The organism is Aeromonas sp. EERV15, assembly GCF_900079845.1.
Classification (GTDB): domain Bacteria; phylum Pseudomonadota; class Gammaproteobacteria; order Enterobacterales; family Aeromonadaceae; genus Aeromonas; species Aeromonas sobria.
Genome location: NZ_FKKY02000021.1, coordinates 46,502 through 71,737 on the forward strand (window position 1 = coordinate 46,502; position 25,236 = coordinate 71,737).

25 protein-coding genes are annotated in these 25,236 nt (G+C 58.0%); 11 read left to right on the plus strand and 14 right to left on the minus strand.

The window, feature by feature from the left end; translation table 11 throughout:
- Window positions 1-75: 75 nt before the first annotated feature.
- The 4 genes from BN4575_RS17115 to BN4575_RS17130 form a co-directional block, all read right to left on the minus strand.
- On the minus strand, window positions 76-768 hold the full coding sequence (locus BN4575_RS17115; RefSeq protein WP_068979111.1) for an ABC transporter permease: 693 nt from the start codon (window positions 766-768) through the stop codon (window positions 76-78).
- A gap of 3 nt (window positions 769-771) precedes the next feature.
- Entirely contained in the window at window positions 772-1,512 is a 741-nt protein-coding gene (locus BN4575_RS17120; RefSeq protein WP_058053807.1) for an ABC transporter permease, read from the minus strand.
- 216 nt (window positions 1,513-1,728) lie between these two features.
- The gene (locus BN4575_RS17125) at window positions 1,729-2,502 is read right to left on the minus strand and encodes an ABC transporter substrate-binding protein (RefSeq protein WP_068979112.1); all 774 of its coding nucleotides are present in this window, start codon (window positions 2,500-2,502) and stop codon (window positions 1,729-1,731) included.
- 49 nt (window positions 2,503-2,551) lie between these two features.
- On the minus strand, window positions 2,552-3,322 hold the full coding sequence (locus BN4575_RS17130; RefSeq protein ID WP_033138423.1) for an ABC transporter ATP-binding protein: 771 nt from the start codon (window positions 3,320-3,322) through the stop codon (window positions 2,552-2,554).
- Window positions 3,323-3,854: 532 nt separating this feature from the next.
- Between BN4575_RS17130 and BN4575_RS17135 the strand changes: the two genes are divergently transcribed.
- Window positions 3,855-4,757 (plus strand): lysine exporter LysO family protein, encoded by a 903-nt coding sequence (locus BN4575_RS17135; protein WP_042022318.1) that lies wholly within the window; start codon window positions 3,855-3,857, stop codon window positions 4,755-4,757.
- A gap of 24 nt (window positions 4,758-4,781) precedes the next feature.
- The gene (locus tag BN4575_RS17140; RefSeq protein WP_068979113.1) at window positions 4,782-5,390 is read left to right on the plus strand and encodes an acyl carrier protein phosphodiesterase; all 609 of its coding nucleotides are present in this window, start codon (window positions 4,782-4,784) and stop codon (window positions 5,388-5,390) included.
- 56 nt (window positions 5,391-5,446) lie between these two features.
- On the opposite strand, the gene BN4575_RS17145 is transcribed toward BN4575_RS17140, so the two are convergent.
- Window positions 5,447-5,830: a DUF2069 domain-containing protein gene (locus BN4575_RS17145; RefSeq protein WP_068979114.1), complete on the minus strand. Its 384-nt coding sequence runs from the start codon at window positions 5,828-5,830 to the stop codon at window positions 5,447-5,449.
- Window positions 5,827-6,177, minus strand: a complete 351-nt coding sequence (arsC, locus tag BN4575_RS17150) for an arsenate reductase (glutaredoxin) (protein WP_068979115.1) — start codon at window positions 6,175-6,177, stop codon at window positions 5,827-5,829. Before arsC ends, BN4575_RS17145 begins: the two co-directional genes overlap by 4 nt.
- A gap of 60 nt (window positions 6,178-6,237) precedes the next feature.
- Here arsC and BN4575_RS17155 point away from each other — a divergent pair, with 60 nt between their 5' ends.
- A complete protein-coding gene (locus tag BN4575_RS17155) occupies window positions 6,238-6,720 on the plus strand; it encodes a TlpA family protein disulfide reductase (RefSeq protein WP_068979116.1) in 483 nt (160 codons plus the stop codon).
- 115 nt (window positions 6,721-6,835) lie between these two features.
- Here BN4575_RS17155 and BN4575_RS17160 read toward each other — a convergent pair whose 3' ends face one another.
- Entirely contained in the window at window positions 6,836-8,290 is a 1,455-nt protein-coding gene (locus tag BN4575_RS17160) for a beta-barrel assembly-enhancing protease (RefSeq protein ID WP_353737061.1), read from the minus strand.
- Between the two features lie 121 nt (window positions 8,291-8,411).
- Here BN4575_RS17160 and BN4575_RS17165 point away from each other — a divergent pair, with 121 nt between their 5' ends.
- From BN4575_RS17165 to BN4575_RS17175, 3 genes are read left to right on the plus strand one after another with little or no spacing between them, the layout of a single operon-like run.
- A complete protein-coding gene (locus tag BN4575_RS17165; RefSeq protein WP_042022304.1) occupies window positions 8,412-8,645 on the plus strand; it encodes a sulfurtransferase TusA family protein in 234 nt (77 codons plus the stop codon).
- Between the two features lie 25 nt (window positions 8,646-8,670).
- The gene (locus tag BN4575_RS17170) at window positions 8,671-9,741 is read left to right on the plus strand and encodes an AI-2E family transporter (RefSeq protein ID WP_068979118.1); all 1,071 of its coding nucleotides are present in this window, start codon (window positions 8,671-8,673) and stop codon (window positions 9,739-9,741) included.
- A gap of 45 nt (window positions 9,742-9,786) precedes the next feature.
- Window positions 9,787-10,593, plus strand: a complete 807-nt coding sequence (locus BN4575_RS17175) for a MipA/OmpV family protein (protein WP_068979119.1) — start codon at window positions 9,787-9,789, stop codon at window positions 10,591-10,593.
- Between the two features lie 108 nt (window positions 10,594-10,701).
- Here BN4575_RS17175 and BN4575_RS17180 read toward each other — a convergent pair whose 3' ends face one another.
- Entirely contained in the window at window positions 10,702-11,502 is an 801-nt protein-coding gene (locus BN4575_RS17180; protein ID WP_068979120.1) for an alpha/beta fold hydrolase, read from the minus strand.
- Between the two features lie 260 nt (window positions 11,503-11,762).
- Between BN4575_RS17180 and ppk2 the strand changes: the two genes are divergently transcribed.
- Window positions 11,763-12,578: a polyphosphate kinase 2 gene (gene ppk2, locus BN4575_RS17185; protein ID WP_042022296.1), complete on the plus strand. Its 816-nt coding sequence runs from the start codon at window positions 11,763-11,765 to the stop codon at window positions 12,576-12,578.
- 110 nt (window positions 12,579-12,688) lie between these two features.
- Here ppk2 and BN4575_RS17190 read toward each other — a convergent pair whose 3' ends face one another.
- The 5 genes from BN4575_RS17190 to yejK form a co-directional block, all read right to left on the minus strand.
- On the minus strand, window positions 12,689-13,825 hold the full coding sequence (locus tag BN4575_RS17190) for an ABC transporter ATP-binding protein (RefSeq protein WP_042022293.1): 1,137 nt from the start codon (window positions 13,823-13,825) through the stop codon (window positions 12,689-12,691).
- A gap of 127 nt (window positions 13,826-13,952) precedes the next feature.
- Entirely contained in the window at window positions 13,953-14,843 is an 891-nt protein-coding gene (gene malG, locus BN4575_RS17195; RefSeq protein WP_042022290.1) for a maltose ABC transporter permease MalG, read from the minus strand.
- A gap of 12 nt (window positions 14,844-14,855) precedes the next feature.
- Window positions 14,856-16,508 carry a maltose ABC transporter permease MalF gene (malF, locus tag BN4575_RS17200; protein WP_042022287.1) on the minus strand — a complete coding sequence of 551 codons (1,653 nt, stop codon included), beginning with the start codon at window positions 16,506-16,508 and terminating at the stop codon, window positions 14,856-14,858.
- A 75-nt stretch (window positions 16,509-16,583) separates the two neighbouring features.
- Window positions 16,584-17,765, minus strand: a complete 1,182-nt coding sequence (gene malE, locus BN4575_RS17205; protein WP_042022285.1) for a maltose/maltodextrin ABC transporter substrate-binding protein MalE — start codon at window positions 17,763-17,765, stop codon at window positions 16,584-16,586.
- 407 nt (window positions 17,766-18,172) lie between these two features.
- Window positions 18,173-19,222, minus strand: coding sequence for a nucleoid-associated protein YejK (gene yejK / locus BN4575_RS17210; RefSeq protein ID WP_068979121.1), 1,050 nt, complete (start codon window positions 19,220-19,222; stop codon window positions 18,173-18,175).
- Between the two features lie 73 nt (window positions 19,223-19,295).
- Here yejK and BN4575_RS17215 point away from each other — a divergent pair, with 73 nt between their 5' ends.
- Window positions 19,296-19,523 (plus strand): DUF1414 domain-containing protein, encoded by a 228-nt coding sequence (locus BN4575_RS17215; RefSeq protein ID WP_042022283.1) that lies wholly within the window; start codon window positions 19,296-19,298, stop codon window positions 19,521-19,523.
- A gap of 47 nt (window positions 19,524-19,570) precedes the next feature.
- Window positions 19,571-21,421, plus strand: coding sequence for a DUF3413 domain-containing protein (locus BN4575_RS17220; protein WP_068979122.1), 1,851 nt, complete (start codon window positions 19,571-19,573; stop codon window positions 21,419-21,421).
- 70 nt (window positions 21,422-21,491) lie between these two features.
- Here the strand turns inward: BN4575_RS17220 and BN4575_RS17225 are convergent, their stop codons facing one another.
- Complete coding sequence (locus BN4575_RS17225) at window positions 21,492-22,358, minus strand: MetQ/NlpA family ABC transporter substrate-binding protein (protein ID WP_068979123.1); 867 nt, start codon at window positions 22,356-22,358, stop codon at window positions 21,492-21,494.
- A 524-nt stretch (window positions 22,359-22,882) separates the two neighbouring features.
- Here BN4575_RS17225 and BN4575_RS17230 point away from each other — a divergent pair.
- Complete coding sequence (locus tag BN4575_RS17230) at window positions 22,883-24,757, plus strand: serine protease Asp (protein ID WP_068979124.1); 1,875 nt, start codon at window positions 22,883-22,885, stop codon at window positions 24,755-24,757.
- Window positions 24,758-24,775: 18 nt separating this feature from the next.
- Window positions 24,776-25,234, plus strand: a complete 459-nt coding sequence (locus tag BN4575_RS17235) for a serine protease chaperone (protein WP_068979125.1) — start codon at window positions 24,776-24,778, stop codon at window positions 25,232-25,234.
- Window positions 25,235-25,236: the final 2 nt, after the last annotated feature.

The window sequence follows — 25,236 nt, forward strand, 5'->3', positions numbered from 1 at the left end:
ACAGACGAAGAAGATGAAAAATGGCCCCACCTGCAACAGGCGGGACCATTTTCGGTCATCTTGGCAGATCAACCCTTACACATTGCGCGGGCGCAGGTGGGCGTGCCAGCGCGCTTCCCACTTCTTGAACAGCCAGACGATGACAAAGGTGAGCAGCATATAGAGCAGCCCGGCTGTCAAAAACGCCTCGAACGGACTGTAGTAGCGGGAGTTGATGATCCGCGCCGCGCCAGTCAGATCGACGATGGTGATGATGCCCGCCACCGCCGAACCTTGCAGCATGAAGATCACCTCGTTGCTGTAGGCAGGCAGTGCCCGGCGAAACGAGTTGGGCAAAATGATCCGGGTCAGGGTCTGCCAGCGGGTCATGCCAAAGGCGTTGGCTGCCTCAATCTGGCCGCGCGGCATATTGTGTACAGCCCCGCGCACGATCTCGGCGGTATAGGCGGCGGTATTGAGGGTGAAAGCCAGCAGGGCACAGAACCAGGCCTCGGAGAAGAGCGACCAGGCGGCACTGTTTTTCAGCCACTCCCACTGGGCGGCGCCGTAGTAGATGATAAAGAGCTGCACCAGCAGCGGGGTGCCACGAAAGAAGTAGATATAGGCCCAGATCGGCCCCTTGATCAGCCAGTTGCGGCTGTTGCGCAGGATGCCCATGGGCACCGCCAGCATCAGCCCAAGGATCAGCGAGACCGCCACCAGCCAGACGGTGGTATAGAGCCCCTCCCAGTAGGTGGGCCACTCTTGGATAATGATTGAGAAATCCATGGCTTACCTCGTCTTGATGGCGTAGTGACGCTCGGCCCACTTGAGCGCCGAGGTGGAGACTGCGGTGAAGATCAGGAAGATCAACGCCACCGCCATGTAGAAGGTGAAGGGTTGCTGGGTCGAGCCCGCCGCTAACGAGGCTTTGCGCACCATGTCATCAAGACCGATGATGGAGACCAGCGCGGTGGTTTTCAGCAGCACCAGCCAGTTGTTGCCAAACCCCGGCAGAGCGTGGCGCATCATCTGGGGGAAGAGGATCCGGACAAATACCTGGGTTGCCCGCATGCCAAAGGCCCGGGCGGCCTCCAGCTCGCCTTTGTCCACTGCCAGAATGGCGCCGCGAAAGGTCTCGGTCATGTAGGCGCCGAAGATAAAGCCGATGGTCGCGACCCCGGCCACAAAGGGGCTGATATCGATATAGTCCGGGAGCAGGGAGACCCACTCCTGATTGGGATTACCTTCAAGTAAAAAGCTGTTGTAAGCCTCGTTGACCCAGCTGCAGATACCGTTGATCAGCACCTGGCCGCCAAAAAAGAGCAGCATCATCAGCACCAAGTCGGGAATACCGCGAATAATGGTGGTGTAGCCGGTGGCGATGGCCCGGGCCCATTTGTAGGGAGAGAGTTTGGCCAGCGCCCCCAGCATCCCCAGCAGCAACGCCAGCAACAGGGAGGCCAGCGCCACTTCCAGGGTGACCCAGGCCCCCTCCAGCAGCGAGGCTTCGTATCCTTTCAAATCAAACATATGCAGCTCCATTGCAACTTATCGAGTGGGCTGATGCCTCTGAACAACAAGAGAACCCACATCTTTCAACACAGCCAGATGCAGCTCCATTGCAATTAATAGGGCCCATCGCTCCACACGGAGAGAACGGGCCCGATGACGACTGACGAGGTGAGCCGAACGGCCTGTTATTCGCTATCGATGTTGCGAATGACTCACCGTATACGGCTCCTGCTTTTACTCGCCGTAAACGTCGAACTCGAAGTACTTGTCGTTGATTTCCTTGTACTTGCCGTTGGCACGCAGCGCCAGAATGGCGGCGTTGAATTTCTCTTTCAGATCCTTGTCAGCCTTGCGCACCGCAATACCGGCACCCTCGCCAAACCATTTGGGATCGGTCAGTTTCGGGCCGACAAATTCGAAGGCCTCACCGCCCTCTTTCTTCAGCAAGCCGTCGGTGATGGCGGCAGAGTCAGCCAGCACATAGTCCACACGACCGGATTTCAGATCGAGATAAGCTTCATCGGCAGTGCCGTAACGCTTGATGCTGGCGTTAGGGAAGTTGTCAGTAATAAAGGTATCCATGGAGGTCGCACGCTGCACCGCGACAGACTTGCCTTCCATAAAGGCTTTGTCGAGCTGCACGTCAGTGCCCTTCTTGGCGGCGAAACGGGCCGGAATGTGCTGGTACTTCTGGGAGAAGTCCACCTTCTTCTTGCGCTCGGCGGTGATGTCCATGGTGGCAATGATGGCGTCAAACTTGCGCGACAGCAGCGCCGGAATGATGCCGTCCCAATCCTGTTTGACCAGAGTGCACTTCACCTTCATCTCTTCGCACAGGGCGTTGGCGATGTCGATATCAAAGCCTTTCACCTCGCCACTGGGCTCGGTCCAGGAGAAGGGGGGATAGGCACCCTCAACCCCGATCCGCACCTCTTTCCACTCCTTGGCCATCAGGCTACCGGACGCGAGGGCAGTGACTACGGCAGTGGCCAGCATCAGCTTGTTCATGTATCTCTCCTTGATAAAACAGTTGATTGGATAAGTCGGCATCCCGCCATCAGTAGATGGAGGAGATAAATTGCTTGAACCGTTCAGACTTGGGATGGGCAAAAATCTCCTTGGGGTTGCCCTCCTCTTCCACCCGCCCCTGATGCAGAAACATCACCTTGTTCGATACATCACGGGCAAACGACATCTCATGGGTCACCACCAGCATGGTGCGCCCCTCTTCGGCCAGCTCGCGCATCAGGCCGAGCACCTCCCCCACCAGCTCGGGATCCAGCGCCGAGGTGGGTTCATCAAACAGCATCACCTCGGGCTCCACCGCCAGCGCACGGGCTATAGCCGCCCGCTGCTGCTGACCACCGGAAAGATGGCCGGGATAGTAGTCGCGCCGCTCCCACAGCCCGACCCGGTTGAGCAGATGCTCGGCTCTGGCGATCGCCTCGGCACGGGGCACCTTGAGCACCTGGATCGGCACTTCGATGATGTTCTGCATGATGGTCATGTGTGACCAGAGGTTGAAACTTTGAAACACCATGGCCAGCCGACTGCGGATCCGCTCCACCTGACGCATATCTTGTGGCTGCCGCTCACCGGCCCGGTTGGTTTTCATGGCAATCAGCTCGCCATGGAGCGAGACGGTGCCGGATGAGGGGGTTTCGAGCAGATTGATGCAGCGAAGAAAGGTCGACTTCCCCGAGCCGGAGGAGCCGATAAGGGAGATCACATCCCCCTTGTGGGCGGTCATGTCGATGCCCTTGAGCACTTCGTGGGTGCCAAAATATTTGTGCAGATCACGTACTTCCAGTGCGGCAACGTCGCTCATCCATTACAACCTTGTCTGTCCCTAGACGCCGCAGGGGCGTGACTCAACCATCGTCCATTTAACAAAAAGTTAACCGACGGCAACCTTCAGCGAAAATATCACCCGGATAGTGAAAAAACAATACAGAACGAGGCTCCGCAGGGAATTCGCTCTATTTTTATTCGCTCTTTGCGTATTTTTCAGCACTTTGTTTGCATAAACAGCCGTTTCAATGACCGTTCAGATACCGCCTTTTTATACCCCAATCATATCAGTGGCAAGAGAAAAGCGTGATGTGTGCCAAACCGGCACCAAAATGGCTTTATGCACCCCCTTGCAGAGCGAAATATCAGCCCCCCGATCGGATCAACTTGATTTCATTGGTTCACTCGGGCTCGCACAGGACCTTAACAAACAGAGGGGTTGTGGCAAAAAAGTAACAATCCTCCCCAAAAAGGGCTGTTTTCGGCCATGAAAGCGAGAGATATGTGACACAGAGCCAATAAGTAATGATAAGGTGGTATTTTTATCAGTTTTTGTGATCGAGGCCTCGATGTTGCTCAATGTATTGCTGATCCTGTTGCCACTGGCAATCGGCTATCTGGTTCCCCTCTCCTCTGCCCGGCTGATCAAACTGGTCAACCAGAGTCTGGGCAAGATGGTCTACCTCATCCTGTTTCTGATGGGGCTCGGGCTTGCCTATGTGGAGAACCTTGGCAGTAATCTGGCGGTGATCTTCAAGGTCGCCGGGGTGATGCTGGCGGCGATCACCTTCTGCAACCTGCTGGCCCTCTGGTGGCTCGACAAGCGCACGCCGCCGACCCACGAGGCGAACGATGCCAAGATGCCGAGCAAGCTGCACCTGTTGTGGGAATCCCTGCAGCTCTGCTTTGTGGTGCTCGGCGGTGTGCTGCTGGGTCTGCTGGTGGATCTGCGCGCCCTGCCCATCGACAAATGGAGCGAGTGGGCACTGATGCTGCTGCTGTTTCTCATCGGGGTGCAGATGCGCAACTCCGGCATGCGGCTGCGCCAGATCCTGCTCAATCCCTGGGGGATGAAGATCGCCTTCACCGTCATCATCAGCAGCTGGATTGGCAGCCTGCTGGCCGCCCAGCTATTGGGCATGCCACTGAGCCACGGGTTGGCCCTGAGCTCCAGCTTCGGCTGGTACTCCCTGTCGGGCATTCTGGTGGCCGACAAACTGGGGCCAGTGCTGGGCTCAGCCGCCTTTATCAACGATCTGGGGCGCGAGCTTATCGCCATCCTGATCATCCCGGTGTTGATGCGTCGCCACCCCTCGGCCGCCATCGGTTACGGCGGAGCCACCGCCCTCGACTTCACCCTGCCGGTCATCCAGAAATCCGGTGGCATTCAGGTGGTGCCGGTGGCCATCGTCTCCGGCTTTATCCTGAGCCTGCTCGGCCCCATTTTTATTCTGGGCTTTCTGGCGATCTAAGCGCCCCAGATAGGCAGAACCAGCATGAATTTTCTGGCTCATCTCCATTTAGCGGCCCATACCCGCAGCTCTCTCACCGGCAACCTGCTGGGGGATTTCGTCAAGGGGCCGCTGCCCACCGGTCTTGCAGCCCACTTCGATGAGGGGATCTGGCTGCACCGTAAAATTGACGGCTTCACCGACAGCCACCCCGAGCACAAGGCGGCCGTCGCCTGTTTCGAGGCCCCCTGGCGCCGTTTTGGCGGCATTGTAGTGGATATGATCTACGACCACTGGCTGAGCCAGCACTGGGGACTGTTCAGTGCAAAGCCCCTGCCCCGCTTCTTGCAACACAGTTATGACCAGCTATTGGCCGATCACCCACATCTGCCGGACGGACTGCCATTGCCCCTCAAGCGGATGGCCGAGCAGAACTGGATCGCCTCCTACCGCCACAGGGAGGGGCTGGGGCAAGCGCTGAATGGCATCGGTCGCCGACTGCGCCGCCCGGTACCGCTGGGAGAGGCGCTGCTGACCCTCGATGAGTCGCAGTGGCAAACATGCGAGGCGGGGTTTCTGCGCTTCTATCCCGGGCTGATGGCGTTTAGCGAGCAACAGCTGGCTCTTTATCGGGCAGTCCAAGGGACGGAGTAATCCCTGCGGATTGCGCCCCTTCGCCATAAAAAACGCCCCTCGCGGGGCGTTTGCCATCAGTTGGCTTCATCTTTCTTCTTGCGAATGCTGAGGCCTAGTTCCCGACCACGCAGTCGGGCGTAGTAGATGGTGCCGACAAAGGCGAGGGTGGTGAACAGCAGCTCCACCACCGCCAGCCACCGCTCCCCCTCATCCGTGGTGATCAGGGTGAGGGCGTGCAAGAAATAGGGCATCAGCACGAAGTTGCCCCAGGCGTGGGTGTAGGGGCTGCCCTGCACTATCCCCTTGAGGGGGAACAGCAGCGGCACCGTCCAGATCACCGGCAGCAGCCAGGGATTGAGATCCGGGTGGGGAGAGAGCCACAGGTGCCACAGTAGCACCCAGCCCAGCAGACCAAAGAAGCCGACCAGGGTCAGCCAACGCGCGAAGCGGGTACTCACTGGAGGATCTCCAGCACCAGCTCCGGCGGGCGACCAATGCGGGCCTGACCATTCTTGATGACGATGGGGCGCTCGATGAGCTTGGGATGCTGATGCATGGCGCGAATGAGGGCATCACCGCTGACATCGGCCAATCCCAACTCCTTGTAGAGATCCTCCTTGGTGCGCATCAGCTGGCGCGGATCGCTAAAACCGAGCAGAGAGAGCAGCTTGCGGATCTCATCTTCGCTCGGGGCCTGCTCCAGATAGAGCACCACATCAGGGGCGATCCCGTGCTGTTCCAGCAGGGCCAGGGTTTCGCGACTCTTGGAGCAACGCGGATTGTGGTAGATTTGGGTCTCGCTCATGGTAACTCCCTGATTAATCGCAAGATGGGACTAGAAACGGCGCTATTGTAGGGGAAAGTGATGGTCAGGGTAAGCTGCAGTGGAAAGGAATTGAAACGAATTTGTTGGCTGATTGTGGCTGGCCTGCTGGGCGCCTGCACACCCGCCCCCGAATTTACCGATGCAATAGGGCAGCCGGTCAGCTTGCGCCACTTTGCCGGCAAGCCGCTGCTGGTCAACTACTTCGCCCCCTGGTGCACCCCCTGCCTGCGGGAGATGCCGCGCCTCAACGCGCTGGCGGCAGAGGGCCAGATCGCCGTGGTGGCCATCAACTACGATCCGACCACCCCAGCAGAGCTGGTCCAGCTGGCAACCCGCTACGAGATCAAAGTGCCGCTGCTGATCGCCAATGCGGAGGCCAGCCTGCCCTTCCCTCGCCCGGGCGCCCTGCCCACCAGCTATCTGCTCGATAGTGAGGGCAAACTCAAGCAGACGCTGGTCGGTGAACTGGACCCGTCGAAAATCGAGATACTCAAATCGGCCGCCAGCAGCCTGAGTCACTAGCCCGTCGCTCTATCAACCTCACCAGCATCAACCTCACCGCCATAAACGTTACCGCCATAAACAATAAGGGCGCACCACAGTGCGCCCTTATTTGCTTGGCAAATGCCCGGTGTCGTTAGCCCTTGAGGCTATCAAGATCCTTCTTGGCTCGCTCCAGCTCGGTGATCCGCGCCTCCAGACGAGCCAGAGTCATCCGGTCGCTGGTGGTGCCGCGTGCCACGATCAGCTCGTCGATGGCCGCCTGATAATCCCCGCGCAGCGCGAGCATCTCGGCGCGCGCCATATGCAGATCGGTCATCCGGCCAGCCTTGCGATAGGCATCGGCCAGCAGGTTCCAGGCCAGATTGTTCTCTTCATTGGCACGGGCATAGGGGTCGAGGATGGCGATGGACTTCTTGTAGTTGCCGCTCTCGAGATAGGCGTTGCCAAGGTTGACCACCACTACTTCGTTGTCCGGCATCCGGCTGCGGAACTTCTCGAGCCGAGCGATGGCCTGGGCACTGCGCCCCTTGGCCAGATCGATGTCGGTCAGGGCATCGACGATAAAGAGATCTTCCGGATGACGGGCAGCCAGCTCCTGCATCAGGGTGTCAGCCTCGTCGGTACGCTTGAGCTGGATCAGCGCCAGCGCCTTGCCATAAATAGCGGCATCCTTGAGCGGGTAATCCCCCTTCTGGATCCGGGTATCGAAGTAGCTCAGCAACCCCTGCGGAGTATCGGTGCCAAAACGAACCTGAATGCGCACCTTGGCCAGCCAGAAGTCGAGGCTGGGCGGCAAATCGCGGCGGCCATAGCTGCCGGCACGGGCGCGGGCCTCGCTGATCCGGGTCTCCGGCAGCGGGTGAGTCAGCAGCATTTCCGGCGGCTTGCTGGCGTAACGGTATTCGGCAGCCAGTTTCTGGAAGAAGTTGGCCATCCCCATGGGGTCGAAACCGGCATCATAGAGCGTCTTCATGCCGATGCGATCCGCTTCGTATTCGTTGTCGCGGGTGTAGTTGATGGCCGACTGCATCGACAACCCGAGAGTGGTCTGCAATGCGGCGATACCGGCGGTAGGGTTGATCACCGCCAGCGCGATGGAGCCCACCAGACCGGCCAGTGTTATCGCCGAGCTGCTCGCCTGCGCTTCCATGTAGCGGGCTATGTGGCGCTGGGTCACGTGGGTAATTTCGTGAGCCAACACCGACGCCAGCTCGCTCTCGCTGTCGGCGTAGAGGAACAGGCCGGTGTGCACCTTGACCCGCCCGCCGAGGAAGGCGGCCGCGTTGATGGTGGGATCATTGATCAGGAAAAAGGTAAACGGGAAACGCACCCCATCTGCGTTGGTCAGCAGTCGCTGACCCAGATCGTCGATGTATTGGCTCAGCACAGGATCATCGATGATCGGCAGGCCCGCCCGGGCAAAGCGCATAAAGGCGTTGCCGTAACGCACTTCCTGTTCGATAGGCAGGGCCGAGACCCCGGCCGTGCCGATATCGGGAAGCTGGTTGTTAGCCTCGGCATGAAAAGTGGCGCCCATCAGGGAAGCCAGCAGGGGAAGCGATGCCATCAGGGGGGAAAAGCGTGCCACGTTATCTCTATCTCCATCAGAAAGGGCCTCGGCAGAATACCCTTGCCTATCAAGGGCTACAAGCGTTGTTTCACGCTCTTATCACGGCCATAATAGCGGCCACCTGCCTGATGGAGTCCCCATGGAAGTTCTCGACCTGACCCCCTGGCGTTGCCCCGAGCCGCTGATCCGGCTCAAGCTCTGGTTAAAGGATGCCAAAAGCGGTCAAACTGTCACCATCCGGTTGGCCGATGCGGGCTCCCGGCAGGATATTCCGGTCTATCTGCAGCGTCAGGGCCACTATGTCGAGATGCAGCAAGAAGCGGACAATACCCTCTCTTTGCAGTTGGTTGTCGGGGCAAAACAGCCATCTTAAGCCCCAGTGATGTAAGGATGCAGTCATGTTAGAAGTATTGAAGCGCTGGTATCAGACCCGTTTCTCCGATCCCGATGCCGTTACCCTTTTCCTGTTGCTGGTGTTCTGCTTCACCATCATCTGGCTGTTTGGCGATCTGTTGGCCCCCCTGCTGGTGGCGCTGGTGATGGCCTATCTGCTGGAGTGGCCGGTCGCCCGGCTGCAAAAAGCGGGGCTGTCACGCACTCCGGCCACCAGCGTCATTCTGCTGCTCTTTATTGCGGTGGCGGTAGCCTCCTTGCTGGGTCTTATTCCGACGCTGGTAAGTCAGGGGATTAATCTGGCCAAAGAGGCGCCAGCCATGCTGACCCACGCCCAGGATTATGTCCGTACCCTGCCGGACAAATACCCCGAACTGATTGATGTCAGTCTGGTGGAAACCGTCATCGACAATATCCGCCAGCGCATTCTCAGTGGCGGCGAGCATCTGGTGAGCGCCTCTCTCAGTTCGCTGGTCAATGTGGTGGCCATCATGATCTACCTGATCCTGGTGCCGCTGATGGTCTTCTTCATGCTCAAAGACAAGCGAGTACTGATGGGCAGCCTGCGTCGCTTCCTGCCGCGCAACCGCACTCTGGTCAACCGGGTCTGGGTGGAGATGAACAACCAGATCATCAACTACATCCGTGGCAAGGTGATCGAGATCCTCATCGTCGGGATTGCCACTTATATCCCCTTTGCGCTGATGGGGCTGCGCTACTCGGTGCTGCTGGCAGTGGCCGTCGGCTTCTCGGTGCTGATCCCCTATATCGGTGCCGCTGTGGTGACCGTGCCGGTGGCCATGGTGGCCCTGTTCCAGTGGGGGCTCACCCCCGAGTTCGCCTGGCTGATGGTGGCCTATCTGGTGATCCAGGCCCTCGACGGCAACCTGCTGGTGCCGGTACTCTTCTCGGAGGCTGTCAACCTCCATCCAGTGGCCATCATCATCGCCGTGCTGGTGTTTGGCGGTTTGTGGGGATTCTGGGGGGTCTTCTTCGCCATTCCCCTCGCCACCCTGGTCAAGGCGGTGATCAACGCTTGGCCAAAGCGGGAAGATAGCGCCCATGCCGTTAAATGATCGACGATACAAACCACTGACTCAGCCACTGATACGAGATCGCTCATGACCCTTTCACGTCCCATCACCCTTGGCGGGCTTATGGCCCTGCTGCTCGCCACCGTGACCCCGGCACAGGCCGAGATCAACCTCGGCTCGGTCGATATGCTGGCCAGTGACAGCCCAACCAGTCCGGTGCCGCAAGGGCTGGTGGTGGGCGCCACCGTACTCGGGGGTCAGGCCCGCTACGAGGCGCAGGACAACGCCATCTACGCCATCCCCGGCTTTATCTACTTCGGCGAAGACTTCATGTTTCTGGGGGATCGGGCCCGCTACTACTTCCACAAGGATGAGAAGGTCGCCCTCTATGGCTATGGCCGGGTGCGTTTTGGCAATCTGGATCCCGAAGACTCACCCGCCTTCAGCGGCATGGAGCAACGCAAGTGGCAGCTGGAAGGGGGGATTGGCGGCAATATTGTCACCCCTTACGCCCTGCTGACCATCCGTGCCAACAGTGACGTCACCGGCCGCAGCAAGGGGCAGGAGCTGCTGCTGTGGGCCGATTTCCCCATCCTGCGCGACAATCTGCTGATCATGCCGGGCATGGGGCTGATGCTGCGCAGCGACAAGATGGCCAACTACTACTTCGGCGGCATCTCCGGGAGCGAAGCGACCGCCCAGCGACCCGCTTGGGATACCGGCACCACCCTCTCTCCGATGGCGGCGCTGATCACCAGCTACCGCTTCAGCCCCAACTGGATTGGCATGTTTGCCATGAACTACGAATTGTATGATCGGGACATCAAAAACAGCCCCATAGTCCAGCACGATGGCGAGCTCTATGCCGGTTTTGCGCTGGGCTATATCTGGTAACGCCATGTCAGCTGACCGGCGCGCCGCTCTGAGCAGGCCAACGCAGCACCTAAAGCAAAAGAGCAAAAAGGGAGCCATTGGCTCCCTTTTTCATCCCTTGCGTCTGGCTTACAGCGCGCTCAGAAACTCGGCCAGCGCCTGATTGACGAAGGCGGGATTTTCCAGGGTCGAGATATGACCGGCAGCCGGGATCTCTTTAAACCGGCAAGCCAGCACCTCGGCCATCAGATAGCCCTCCAGCACCGGACGGGCCTTGTCCTCGCAACCAGTCATCACCAGCGCAGGCACAGTGCTCTCTTCCAGCCACTCGATGCGATCCTCACGGGTGACAAAACTGCGCCCCACCGCCACCATGGCAGCGACCTTCTCCGCAGGCCAGGTAGCCAAGCGCGCCTTGAAATCCGCCAGCAAGGTAGCATCGGGCTGGTTGGCAAAGAAGATCGGGGCCACCTGTTCGATGATAGGCGCCGGCACAGTGCCGTGCTGCTCGATCATCGCCAGCATGCCGAGGTAGCGCTCGCAGGTGATCTGCGGCTCGAGGCCGACAAAGCTGTCCATCAACACCAGGCCCTTGATGCGGTTTGGCGCCATTCTGGCCAGTTCCACGCCCCACATGCCGCCGATGGAGAGGCCCACCAGCACGCACTCCTCAATGCCGAGGACATCGAGCAGCGCCAGGTGATCGCGCGCCAGGGTTGCCAGGGTGCAGCCACCTTCGGGGAGCACATCGGAATCACCGTGGCCCCACAGCTCGGGCACGATGCAGCGATAGCTGCCCTTGAGCGCCTCGATTTGTGGCGCCCACATGGCGCTGTCCCACAGGTAACTGTGGCCAAACAGCAGCACCGGTCCCTGCCCTTCATCCAGATAGGCCATCCGGCGGCCCGCTATCTCCATAAAATGCTTCATGTTATCTCCTGTTGCCAGCTGCTGATGATGAGGCGGCAGTGCAAAATGCCATAAATGGCGTCATGTTTTTTCTATTGCCAGCGGCTGATGAGACGGCAGGATAAATCGCCATAATTGCCTCATGTTTTCTTCTGTTTCTGTTGCCAACTGTTCATGGGGCGGCAGTGTATCACGTCCCCCTTGGCAGTGGCGCCTCCCTGGTGCAAGCTGGAAGTGACTCAAAGAAGTCACCCCTGAAAGGATGCCAAAAGGAGAAGCGCATGGCGAAGGAGAAGAGCAAGAAGCGGCCGCGTCTGGACAAGAAGTGCTACGAGCACCACCTCGCCCATCTGCAGGAGGAGCTGGTCAAGCTGCAGGAGTGGGTCAAGCAGGAGGGGCTGAAGGTGGTGGTGCTGTTCGAAGGACGGGACGCTGCAGGCAAAGGGGGCGTTATCAAGGCGATCACCGAACCCCTCAACCCCCGGGTCTGCCGGATCAGTGCACTGCCCGCGCCGTCAGACCGGGAGCGCTCCCAGTGGTATTTTCAGCGCTATGCGGCCCAGTTGCCTGCCGCTGGCGAGATGGTGCTGTTTGATCGCTCCTGGTACAACCGGGCCGGTGTCGAGCGGGTGATGGGATTTTGCAGCGATGGGGAGTATCGCGAGTTTCTGCGCGCCTGCCCCGAGTTCGAGCGAATGCTGATCCGCTCGGGCATTACGTTGATCAAATACTGGTTCTCGGTCAGTGACGAGGAGCAGGAGAAGCGCTTCAAGGAACGCATTAATACCCCGATCAAACGCTGGAAGTTCAGCCCGATGGACTTGCAATCCCGCTCGCGCTGGGTCGAATACTCCCGCGCCAAGGATGACATGTTCACCTACACCGATACCGAGGATTGCCCCTGGTTTGTGGTGGAGGCGGACGATAAGCGCCGTGCCCGCCTCAACTGCATCGCCCACCTGCTCGGCAAGGTACCCTATCAGGCGATCCACTACGAGCCCATCAAGCTCCCCCCCATCCATACCGAAGGCTACGAGCGACCGCCGCTGACCAGCCAGACCTTTGTGCCCGATATTACTGCCGAGCTCGAGGCCTGAACCCTGTAGGTTTTACCGCACGGCAGGCACTGAATATCAGACAATAAAAAGCCGGTCTGACGACCGGCAAAAAGGCATTGAATACTAGGAAAACCAGCACAACAAAACGATCAGGTACGGATATATTTGGCGGTACGGGGGAACGCCTGCTCCTTGGCATCGAACAGGTAGCAGGCCTCTGCCGGAATACCCACGCTGTAGGTCTGGCCGGTGACCACATCCACATCCGAGGTGGCCTTGACGGTAAAGTCGTGACCATCCACATCCATATAGACAAAAGACTCGGCGCCAAGGTGTTCGGCCACCTGCACGATGCCGCTCACCTTGCTATGTGCATGGGGGTGCGTGAGCGGGAACAGATGCTCGGGACGGATCCCCAGCTCCACCTTGTCACCGACCGCGCCACTGCGGGCATCGACCCGGGCACGCACAGTATCGCCAGAGGTCAGCTTGACCACGCACTCCTGCTCACCAATCTCCAGCAACTCGCCGGTCAGGAAGTTCATCTTGGGTGAGCCAATAAAGCCCGCCACGAACTTGTTGTCCGGATTGTGGTAGAGATCCAGCGGTGAACCGAACTGCTCCAGGTTGGTGGTCGCATCGGCTTTAAGCGGGCTGAGTACCACTATCTTGTCGGCCAGGGTCATCGCTTCCACCTGATCGTGGGTCACGTAGATGATGGTGGAGTTGAGCTCTTTGTGCAGCTTGGCGATCTCGATCCGCATCTTGACCCGCAGGGCGGCATCCAGGTTGGAGAGCGGTTCGTCAAACAGGAACACCTGCGGCTGCTGCACTATGCTGCGACCGATGGCGACCCGCTGACGCTGACCGCCGGAGAGCGCCTTGGGCTTTCGGTCCAGCAGCGGCTCGAGACCCAGGATCTCGGCGGCACGCATCACCCGCTTGTGGATGTTCTCCTTGTCCATCTTCTTGAGTTTGAGGCCAAAGGCCATGTTCTCGTAGATGTTCATGTGGGGATAGAGGGCGTAGGACTGGAACACCATGCCGACGTTGCGCTCTACCGGCGGCACGTCGTTCATGTAACGACCGCCGATGGTCAGCTCACCGCTGGTGATGTCTTCCAGACCCGCGATCATCCGCAGCAGGGTGGATTTACCGCAGCCGGACGGGCCGACGAAGACAATGAATTCGCCTTCCTTGATGGAGAGGTTGATGTTGCGCAGGGTGTCCTTGTGAACAGCCGGATCGTAATTTTTGCGAACGTTGTTGAGTACTACTTCAGCCATGACGAGCTCCGCTCTTGAATCTTTGCAAATCGTGATAGCGGGGGGAGTCAGCTCCCCCGGCCATAAACCTTAACTTTTATATGTCACCCGCAGGGTGTCGTGAGCCAATAGCTCACGGCACGCGCATTTAGCCTTTCACCCCACCAGCGGTGAGACCACCGACTAACCAGCGTTGCGCCATGAGGAACACCACAGTGATGGGGAAGCCGGAGAGCACGGCTGCCGCAGCAAAATCACCCCACAGGTAGTTCTGCGGATAGAGGTACTGCTGGGCCCCGACCGCCAGGGTCAGATTATTCACATCCTGCAGCAGGATGGAGGCCATGGGCACCTCGGTGATGGTGCCGATAAAGGCCAGAATGAACACCACCGCCAGAATGGGCACCGACAGGGGCAGCAGGATCAGCCGGAATGCCTGCCATGGGGTGGCTCCGTCGATGGCTGCAGCCTCCTCCAGAGAGGAGTCGATGGTCTCGAAGTAGCCCTTGATGGTCCAGACGTGCAGGGCAATACCGCCCATGTACGCCAGGATCAAGCCACCATGGGTATTGAGACCCAGCCAGGGGATGTAGTCACCAATCTTGTTAAAGAGCGCGTAGATAGCCACCAGCGCCAGTACCGCCGGGAACATCTGGAAAATCAGCATCCCTTGCAGGATGGTGGACTTGCCACGAAAACGCAGGCGGGCAAAGGCGTAGGCACAGGTGGTGGAGAGCACCACGATCATCAGGGCTGTGATGCCGGCGATCTTGATGGAGTTCCACAACCAGGTCAGCACCGGGAACGGCGGCGGCGTCAGGCTGCCATCGGCGTTGGTGACCGTCATGCCCAAGGCAAGGCGCCAGTGATCCAGGGTCGGATTGGTGGGAATGATCTCCCCGACCGAGAAGTTACCGCTGCGCAGTGAAATGGCGATAACCATGATCAACGGGAAGATGATCAGCGCCAGAAAGCCCCACATGACCAGGTGGGTTGCCCACACCCGGTATTTGACTGATTTGGGTTGTACGATTGCCATATTGACGCCTCCTTACAGTTGCTTGTCGGCTTTGGACAATTTCAGGTTAAGCAGCGCCAGTGCACCGACGATGAGGAAGATGGCAGTAGCGATGGCACTGGCCAGACCGTAGTCCTGACCGCCCGATCCCTGGAACGCAATCCGGTAGGTGTAGCTCACCAGCAAGTCGGTGGTACCGGCCGGGGTGGTGGCACCTATGATGTCCGGTGCGCCGTTGGTCAACAACTGGATAAGCACGAAGTTGTTGAAGTTAAAGGCGAACGAGGCAATCAACAGCGGTGTCAGCGGCTTCATCAACAGCGGTACTGTGATCTTGAAGAAGTTCTGCACCGGACCGGCACCGTCCATGGCGGACGCTTCATAGAGATCTTCCGGAATGGCTTTGAGCAAGCCCATGCAGAGGATCAACATGTAGGGATAGCCGAGCCAGGTGTTGACGATCAGGATCATCACCTTGGCCAGGAAGGGGTTGGTATACCAGTCCGGCTTGATGCCAAACGCCGCCTCCAGGAACATGTTGATCTCACCGAAGTTCTGGTTGAACAACCCCTTGAACACCAGGATGGAGATAAACGCCGGAATCGCATAGGGCAGGATCAGCATGACCCGATAGAAACCGCGCCCCTTGAGGGATTCCCACTGCACCAGACTGGCCAACACCATGCCGATAGCCAGTGTCAGCGCCACGGAGCAGCTGGAGAAGATCACGGTCCAGATGAAGATCTGCAGGAACGGCGACTGGATGCCCGGATCGTTCACGATGCGCGCGAAGTTCTTCCAGCCCACGCTCACCACAAAGCCCGGCGCCACGCCCTTGCCGACAAACTCACCCTGCTGATCAATGTATTGATAGAAGCCGGTCTCACCGTTAGGCAGCATCAGCTCACCGTTCTGGGTGTCACGCAGCAGGTTGCTGTCTTTGATCACCACGCCGGACTCTAGTTTGATGCCATCCAGCAAACGGGTGTACTGCTGCTTCTGGGCGGCAAACTTGCGCAGGCTGCTCAGGGTAAGATGAGTTCCGCCATCCGGTAGCACCAGATCCAGGTCACTCAGGTGAGTACGATGCTCAACAATGGCGCGGATCGGCGCGGCCTTGCTGGCGGTTTCGCCAGTGAAGGGCTGCAGCTCGACCACTTGCTGGGTGTTCTGCACCCGGCCCTCGCGGGACGCCAGCTCACGGGCCTTGTTGGTCATCAGGGAAACAGGTTGGCTGATAAAGGAGTGATCATCCTGAGTCAGCAGCAGCTGGAACTGGCCGTTGTCGCCACCCAGCAGGGTAAAATCGAATTCACCGCCCGCCACCTTGTAGCTTTTCTTCAGATGGTAATCTCGCGCCTGCTCCACGGAGAGCAAGTTGGCCCCCGAATAGTTGGTGAAGGCGATACCAATCGTGTAGGCGAGAGGAAAGATGATAAATACAACCATGCCCGCAACACCCGGAAAGATGTAGCGATGGGCATAGGTCTTCTTGTTCATGAAGACATACAGACCGACGGATACCACCACCAGATCCAGCAGCGCGAATACCCACTCGCCACTGGCGTACATCATCACGGCAGCGTAGCCGTTGAGGATGGCGACCAGGGCCGCTATGGTCCACTTAAGCCAGGTGTGCTTATCCTTCGGACCGGCATAGGACTCAACAGAAGGTACTACTTCCATGCCAATTAACCTTTATAACGCCAAGAGAGATTTGAGAGAGTGGGAGGCCATGGCGGCCTCCCGGGTAGTGCGTGCTTACTGAACGATACGCTTGGCAGCGGTATCCAGTGCTTCGTCAACACCCTGACGACCGGAGGTCACGTTCTTGAGGGCAGTTTCGAAGGAAGACCAGAAACGGCTCATTTCGGGAACGGACGGCATCGGCTCACCGGCCTGGGCGTTTTGCATGGTGGCCTTGATGTTCGCATCGGATTCCAGGGTCTTCTGGAAGGATTTCAGCGCAACGGCACCCAGCGGCTTGTCGGCGTTAACCGGCGCCAGACCGGCATCGGTCAGCAGGTAGTTTTCCAGGAACTCGATGGCCAGATCCTTGTTCGGGCTGGCGGCGTTGATGGTGGCACCCAGTACGCCAACGAAGGCTTTGGCCGGCTTGCCATTCAGGGTCGGCAGCGGCGCTACGCCGTACTTGATGCCGCTCTTGTCCAGGTTGCTCCAGGCCCAGGGACCGTTGATCATCATGGCCACTTCGCCCTTGTTGAACTTGGCGTCCATCACACCGTAGTCGATACCTTTTTCCAGGTGACCTGACTTGATCATCTCGGAGATATAGCCCACGCCCATCTTGGCGCCCGCGTTGTTCACGCCGGTATCTTTGACGTCATAACCGGTCGCGGTTTTCTTGAAGGCGTAGCCACCGTTGGCAGCCACCAGCGGATAGCTGAAGTACGGGGTGTCATAAGCCCACATGATGGCGCGCTTGCCGTTTTTCTTCAGAGTCTCGTCAATTTTGGCGATCTCTTCGAAGGTTTTCGGCGGCTCAGGCAGCAGATCCTTGTTATAAATCAGGCTGACCGCTTCCATGGCAACCGGGTAGCCATAGGTTTTGCCATCGACAGTCATGGCATCCCATGCCAGCTGTTCAAATTTACCTTTGGTCTCGGCATTCGGACTAACCGGAACCAGCAAACCGGCTTTGACCCACTCACCGTAACGGTCGTGAGCCCAGAAGAAGATGTCCGGACCGTTGCCAGTGGCGGCGGCTTGCTGGAATTTCACTTCAACCTGATCCGGGTGAGCCACAGTTACCTTGATGCCGGTTTCTGCTTCAAATTTTTTGCCCACTTCGGCCAGACCGTTGTATCCCTTGTCACCGTTGATCCAGATGGTCAGCTGGCCTTCATCGATGGCGGCAGTGGCAGAGCAAGCGACGCCAAGAGTGGCCAGACCGATCAGGGATGACAGCAATTTCTTTTTCATGAGCCTTTCCTTGTATTAGTTCCGCGCTGTAAGAGCATTGTGTGCGAGATGGATATTATCCCAAGCGGCAAACGGCTCACATGACGCAACTCGCATTTTTGAAATGCAATTACGTATTTCCTTCCAGAAAGTTCTGAAAACATTTTCTTAAAATGGGTAATTAGCCCTAATTATTGGCTTATTTCAGTACAAGCAAGGAAATATAATTACCAAAATGAAAATTTATTACCGCAATGAAAGGGTTTTCACTTCAATGAAAACCCTTTCAGGTGATTTATTTTGTTTGATTTGTTAACAAAGTACCGCGCCAGTTTCGAGGTCTGCCGCGGTGCAATAAAAAAAGAGACCCCGCCGGGGCGGAGTCTCTTTTTGCAGGAAATGACGACTTGATCACACTACAAGCCCCACTACGACTGGCGCAGCAGCTGATCCTTGAGATTGGGCGGCACTCCCTTGATGGTCAGGGTGTCGGTCTGGGGGTCATAAAATATGCGACTGTTCAACAGCTTCTGCTCAAAGCTCAGGGTCAGGCCGCCGCCGGAGCCGACAAACTTGGTCAGACCGCGCAGGGTAGAACGGTCCGCCGGGAAGCGATCTTCCAGCTGATACTCCTGACCGATAAAGCTGTAAAAATCGAGGTCGCCGTCGCCAGGCAATTCGGCAGAGAGCGCCTTGATTTCGATCTCTTCACCGGCACTGGCCTGTTCGGTGCAATATTTAAAGACCTGTTTTTTGTAATCATTACGCTCGGTTGCCTCGAGCTGCTGACTGTCGCAGTAATCTTCCACCGCCTGCAGCAAGCCTTTATTTTGCACCTTGGCATCCATGCCCTCGCGGGCACCCAGCAGATCCATAAAGAAGTCGCCCAGTTTGCGACCGATGCGTCCCTTGCTGAAGGTGATATAGCGGCGTGAATCGGCCTGGGTTTTCCATTCAGTCAAATCAATGCGAGCGACCAGATTGAGTTTGCCGATATCCAGGTACTGGATATGGCGCAACTCCAGCGCTTCGCTGACGGTGACGCTCTCCTTGCCCTCCAGCAAGGCAATCAGCAGATAGTCGACCCCGACGTAGTTGTATTTGGCAAACAGCAGTACCCCTTGCTCATCGAGGGCATGTTCCACCAGCTGCTTCACCAGCATCTGGGTCACAGTGATCGAAAAAGGGACAAATTCCGTCTGTTCGGCCAGCAGTTGCTCAAGGGCGATACGAAATGCAGGTGAAGGCTGCTTGGGAGCCTCTTCACCGTCAGCCAGCTCGGCGACGGCCGTTTCGGGGTCAGCAAAGAAGCCAAAGCCCTTGCCCCCCTTGCCGTTGTAGATACGATGCAGTTCCGCCATCAGCCCCTGTACTGCCTCATCAGCAGGGAGGGTCTGACTGCGAGTGTCGGCGTGGGGTTGACCATCGCCGCCCTGGCGCAAGGAGTGAAGAATGATCTTGTCGATATCGAGACTCATGTCACAAAGCCATAGTGTTAGCCGAAAGGGTGAAGTATTATAAGGCGCTTTGAACCGAGATGAACTGAAGATTATGCCCATCGTATCAAAGTACAAGAACGAGCAGTTTGACGCCCTGATGAACGACCTGATCACCGCGCTGGAAAAACATAAAGCGCCGGTGGATCTCAGCCTGATGGTGCTTGGCAACCTGACCACCAATATCATCAACGGTATGGCCCCGGCCCAGCGCCACGCCATCACTGAAAAATTTGTCCAGGCCCTGACCGCATCGGTCGATAATCGCCACGACGCACACTGAGTCCCCGACTCTGTTGATTTGACGTTTCTCAACGCAGATGGATCACTATGGTCGAAACCGGTAACCCCTATCGTGATAATGTCTCTCGCCTGATCACCTGGGGGCATTGGTTCTCCTTCTTCAACATTATCCTGGCCATGCTCATCGCTACCCGCTATCTGGGTGCCATCAGCTGGCCATCGACCACGCTTGGCGTGATCTATCTCGTTGTAAGCTGGATTGGCCACTTCTCGTTCCTGAGTTTTGTCACCTACCTGTTGATGATCTTTCCGCTCAGCTTCGTGCTGCCCAAGGAGAAATCGTTGCGGTTCATCTCGGCCATCATCGCCACCCTGGCGCTGGTGCTGCTGCTGATCGACACCCAGGTATTCCGGCTGTTCAAGTTCCACCTCAACAGTCAGGTATGGCAGTTGCTGCTGGATCAGGCACAAACCGAAGAGGGCTCAATCTGGAGCATCATCTTCGTCGCCGTGCCCACCATTTTCCTGCTGCAACTGCTGCTGTCGGCCTATGTCTGGCGCAAGATCAACAAGCGCAAGCGCCGCCAGTACGGTAATCAGGTAGGGCTGGCCCTGCTGGTCTGCTTTATGCTGACCCACGTGGTCAACAGCTGGGCGGATGCCACCCTCTATCAGCCCATCACCATGCAGAGAGCCAACTTCCCCCTCTCCTACCCGATGACGGCCCGCTCCTTCCTGGCCAAACATGGTTGGCTGGATCTGGATCAGTACCAAAAGCAAGCGGCATCCCTGCACGAAAATAGCGACAGCCGGATGATCTACCCGCTACGCCCGCTCAACGTTAATGCGCCCGCCAGCCACAATAATCTGTTGATCGTGGTACTCGACTCCCTGCGCTTTGACATGCTCAACAACATCAACATGCCCAATTTGCAGCGTTATGCCGATCAGCACATCACGTTTCGCAATCACTTGAGTGGCGGCAACGATGACCTGATGGGGATGTTCAGCCTGTTCTACGGGTTGCCGGGTCACTATTACAAGGACATCAGCAGCGACAAGCGTCCGCCGGTGCTGTTCGACGAGATGCTGCGCCAGGATTACCAGTTCGGGCTGTTTGGCGCGATGGAAGATGCCCAGAAGTATCGCAAGAGCATTCTGGCTGGCCTGCGCAAACAGGTATTTGTCTCCGAGCAAATCGACGATGGCCAACTGCTGAGCGACTGGCAGTTGTGGCTAGAAAAACGCACAGCGGAGCGCCCCTGGTTCTCGCTGGTCTATCTCTCTAGCCCGGGTGATTATCAGTTACCTGCCTCGATGAAAGGGCCATTCCAGCCAGAGCTCGCCAACTTCAATCCGGCGACCGCCTATCGGGCGGAAAATCTGCAAAAACTGGAGAACCGCTACAAGAACTCGGTCTTCTACACCGACCAGTTGCTTGAGCAGATGCTGACCAAATTGCAGTCGCAAGGGATGGATAGCAACACCATCGTCGTGATCACCGCCAACCACGGTCAGGAGTTCAACGACACCCGCAGCAACAGCTGGGGCGCCGGCAGCAACTACTCACCCTATCAGGTGCAGGTGCCACTGGTGCTGGCCTGGCCAGGCCGTGACAGTCAGAGCCTGGATCAGCCCAGTAGCCATCTTGATCTGGCCCCGACCCTGATGCAGGGGATGCTGGGGGTACGCAATCCGGCGCGTGATTACAGCATTGGTCGCAATCTGTTTGATACCGCGCCACGCCCCTGGCTGCTGGCAGGGGATCAGAACGACTTTGCCATCTATCAGGGCGACACCATTACCCACTTCAACAAGCAGGGTGACTTCGAGCTGCTGGAGCGCAACAGTTACCGCCCGATCAAGCACGGCACCCCCGATATGGGTGCCATGATCCAGGTAATGAACGAGCTCAATCGCTTCTATCGCCACCCCTGATCAGAGCAACGCCCCCGAATTCGGGGGCGTTTTACGTTATATGAATCAACCATCTGCTGCGGGAGGTGAGTTAACTCCCCCACCCTTGCGGGTACTTGTAGCCGACAAAACGCTTTGCCGCATAGGCCTTGAACGCCGCCGAGTTGTAGGCCGCCGCCACATCTTTGGCAAACTGCTGATCCGCATCCGCACTTTTCACCACCACCCAGTTGATGAAGTCGTAGCTGCGCTCCAGAAACAGTCCTTCACTGAACGGGATACCGCTGGAGGCGGCAAAATTACCGTTGATCACCGAGAAGTCCACATCCTCCCGCGAGCGGGGCAGTTGCGCCGCTTCCAGCAGCACCAGCTTGAGATTGTGCGGGTTTTTCACCACATCAAACTCGCTCGCCTTGAGCGGGTTTATCCCCTCCTTGAGGGTGAGCCAACCAAGATCCTGCAGCATCAACAGCGCCCGCGCCTGATTGCTGGGATCATTGGGGATGGCCACCGTACTCCCCTCTTTCACCTTGTCGAGTGCAGCCAGCTTACCGGAATAGAGCCCCATCGGACCGGTTGGCACCTGGGTAATCGGCGCCAGCGACAAGCCGCGATCTTTGGCAAAACTTTCAAGATAGGGTTTGTGCTGGAAACAGTTCACATCCAGTGACCCGTCGGCCAGGGCGATATTGGGAGTCACGTAGTCGGTAAACTCCACCAGCTTGACCTTGTACCCCTTGGCCTCCAGCTGCGGCTTGATTGAATCTGTCACCATGTCGGCAAAATCTCCCACCGTGGTGCCAATCACTATCTCCTGTTTGGTCGGCAAGGGGGCATCGGCGGCAATTGCGGAAAAAGAGAGGCTCCCGACCGCCATCGCGGCAATGAAGGTGCTGGCGCCAGCAGTGGCACGCAAGAAAGCAGTGAAAGAAGAAGGTAAGAAGGAACGAAACGGCATAGGGACTCCCTGTCAGGTACGCATCAAGATATGGGCCTGCGGCGGGGTTGGTCTCAAAGCCCCACCTCACACCATGGCAATCTAGCCATCCAAACGGCTAATTCAATTACCATAACAGAGCCATCCACCACCGCCAAGCAATAAAGCGGTGGCACAAACCCCACCTCATCGCCCTTGCACTGACTCCCCCACGCATACCTCCACTCGCACCTACACATACAACCATGCCGTTCACTTTACAGGGTGTGCGACGCGCCCTCGGGATTGCTCCGTATCGAGATGGATGCTGAGAAGGAGAGTAACGAGAGGGGGAATTACAGACAAAAAGATCAGTAACAAAAAATGAGATCCATTCTCAATAGAACACATAAACAGCGCCATTGGAATACCTACCACAAACTGGATCAGATTTCTTTGAAGCTCGTAGATGTTTTTGAAAAAGGCTCTTTTTGAATCTCAATCGCCCGTGTATAGATTTCCATCGCACCCAGGATGGTGCGATCCAAGATGGAGTTTAAAAAATAATGAAGCAAACATCGTTAGCACTGGCGATCACAGCACTGCTGTCGACCCTGCCCAGTGCGCTCGTTCAGGCAAATGAAGGTTGTGCGCCGCTCACCGGCAAGGAGAGCGGCGTGGATATCGGACGCAGCAGCACCGAGCGCTGCCTGCCAGGTACCAATCCCCTGCAGGATCAGCAGTGGTATCTGCTCAACAGCGGGCAGGATGGATTCAGTGCCCGTGGCGGCATAGCGGGCAATGATCTCAACCTCTGGTGGGCTCATCGCACCGGCGTGCTGGGTCAGGGTATCAATGTGGCCGTCGTGGATGATGGTCTGGCCATCGCCCACCCGGATCTGGCGGACAACGTGCGTCCGGGTTCGAAAAACGTGGTGACCGGCAGCGATGATCCGACCCCGACCGATCCGGATACGGCCCACGGCACTTCGGTCTCCGGCATCATTGCGGCTGTAGACAACGCCATCGGTACCAAGGGGATTGCCCCGCGAGCCCAGCTACAGGGGTTCAACCTGCTGGATGACAACAGCCAGCAGTTACAGAAAGATTGGCTCTACGCCCTTGGCGACAGCGATGCCAGCCGCGACAACCGGGTCTTCAACCAGAGCTACGGCATGAGTGTGGTGGATCCCCGCGCTGCCAACTCTCTGGATCAATCCCAGCTCGATCGCCTGTTTGAACAGCAGACCCTCAAGGCGCAGGGCGCGGCCTATATCAAGGCCGCCGGCAACGGCTTCAACAAGATAGCGGCGGGCGGCTATGTGCTTAACCGCACCGGCAATGGCCCCAAATTGCCGTTTGAAAATAGCAACCTCGATCCCTCCAACAGCAACTTCTGGAACCTGGTGGTGAGCGCCCTCAACGCCAACGGGAGCAGATCTTCCTACTCCAGCGTCGGCAGCAACGTCTTCCTGAGCGCCACCGGTGGCGAATATGGTACCGACTCGCCGGCGATGGTGACCACGGATCTGCCCGGCTGCGACATGGGCTACAACCGCACCAATGATCCCAGCACCAACCGGCTGCACGGCAACCAACAACTGGATGCCAGCTGCGACTACAACGGCGTGATGAACGGCACCTCCTCCGCCACCCCCAGCACCTCCGGCGCCATGGCGCTGCTGATGTCCGCCTACCCGGACTTGCCGGTTCGGGACCTGCGGGATCTGCTGGCGCGCAGCGCGACCCGGGTCGATGCCACACATAAACCTGTGATGGTCAGCTACACCAGCAACAGCGGCAAGGTACGCGATGTGAAAGGGCTGGAAGGGTGGGAGCGCAATGCCGCCGGCATGTGGTTCAGCCCGACTTACGGTTTTGGTCTGATCGACGTCAACAAGGCCCTTGAGCTGGCAGCCAATCACCAGCCCCAGCCCCCGCTGGTGCAACTGCCGTGGCAGAAGATCAATGTCAGCGGCAGTGCCGCTGCCATCCCGGATGTGGGCAACAGCCCGACCAGCTCGACAACACGCATTGCCACACCGTTGACGGTAGAAGCGGTTCAGGTGATGGTGAGCCTGGATCACCAGCGTCTGCCCGATCTGCTGATCGAACTGGTCTCCCCCGCCGGCACCCGCAGCATCCTGCTGAGCCCCTTCAACAGCCTGGTCGGCCAATCTCTCGACCAGCAGCAACTGGGCTTTGTGCGAACCAAGGGATTGCGCGACATGCGGATGCTATCCAACAAGTTCTACGGCGAATCGGCGCAAGGCACATGGCGACTGGAAGTGACCGACGTTGCCAACGGTACCCGTCAGGTCTCTCTGCTCAATCGCGAGACCCGTGAGCGTACCACCCTGACCGAGCGCAACAACCGTCAACCGGGCAAGCTGATCTCATGGTCCCTGCGGGTCCTGGGTCACGATGCCAATCGCAGCTAACACGCTAGGAGTATTACCATGAACAAACCTGTTACCTTGCTTCTGGCAACCCTGCTGGCCCCCCTCTCGGGACAGCTCTGCGCCGAGGAGTCCGTCACCATGGATGGCAAGCAGTACAGCACCATAGAGGTGAACGGCCAGACTTACCTCATTCCCGACAACGGCAGCAAGAAGCGGGTCGCCCGCAGTCTGGATGACAAAGTGCCGCAGCAAAGCCTGCGCCGCGGCGACGTATTGATGCAGGGGGCGGCCAGCCCCGAGCTCACCGTCAGCGGAACCCTGCTGGTGGAAGCTGACGATGCCACAGCCAAGGCGCTGGCGACTCGCCACGGCTTGAACTTCAAGCAGAGCAGCGGCGGCATTGCCCTGCTGGAGGCCAAGTCGGGCACCGATCTCAATGCCATCGCCACCAAGCTCAAGAGCGAAGGGGTGAATGTGCAGATCGAGCTGTCGGGGGCCGAACAGCAGCCGAAATAGGT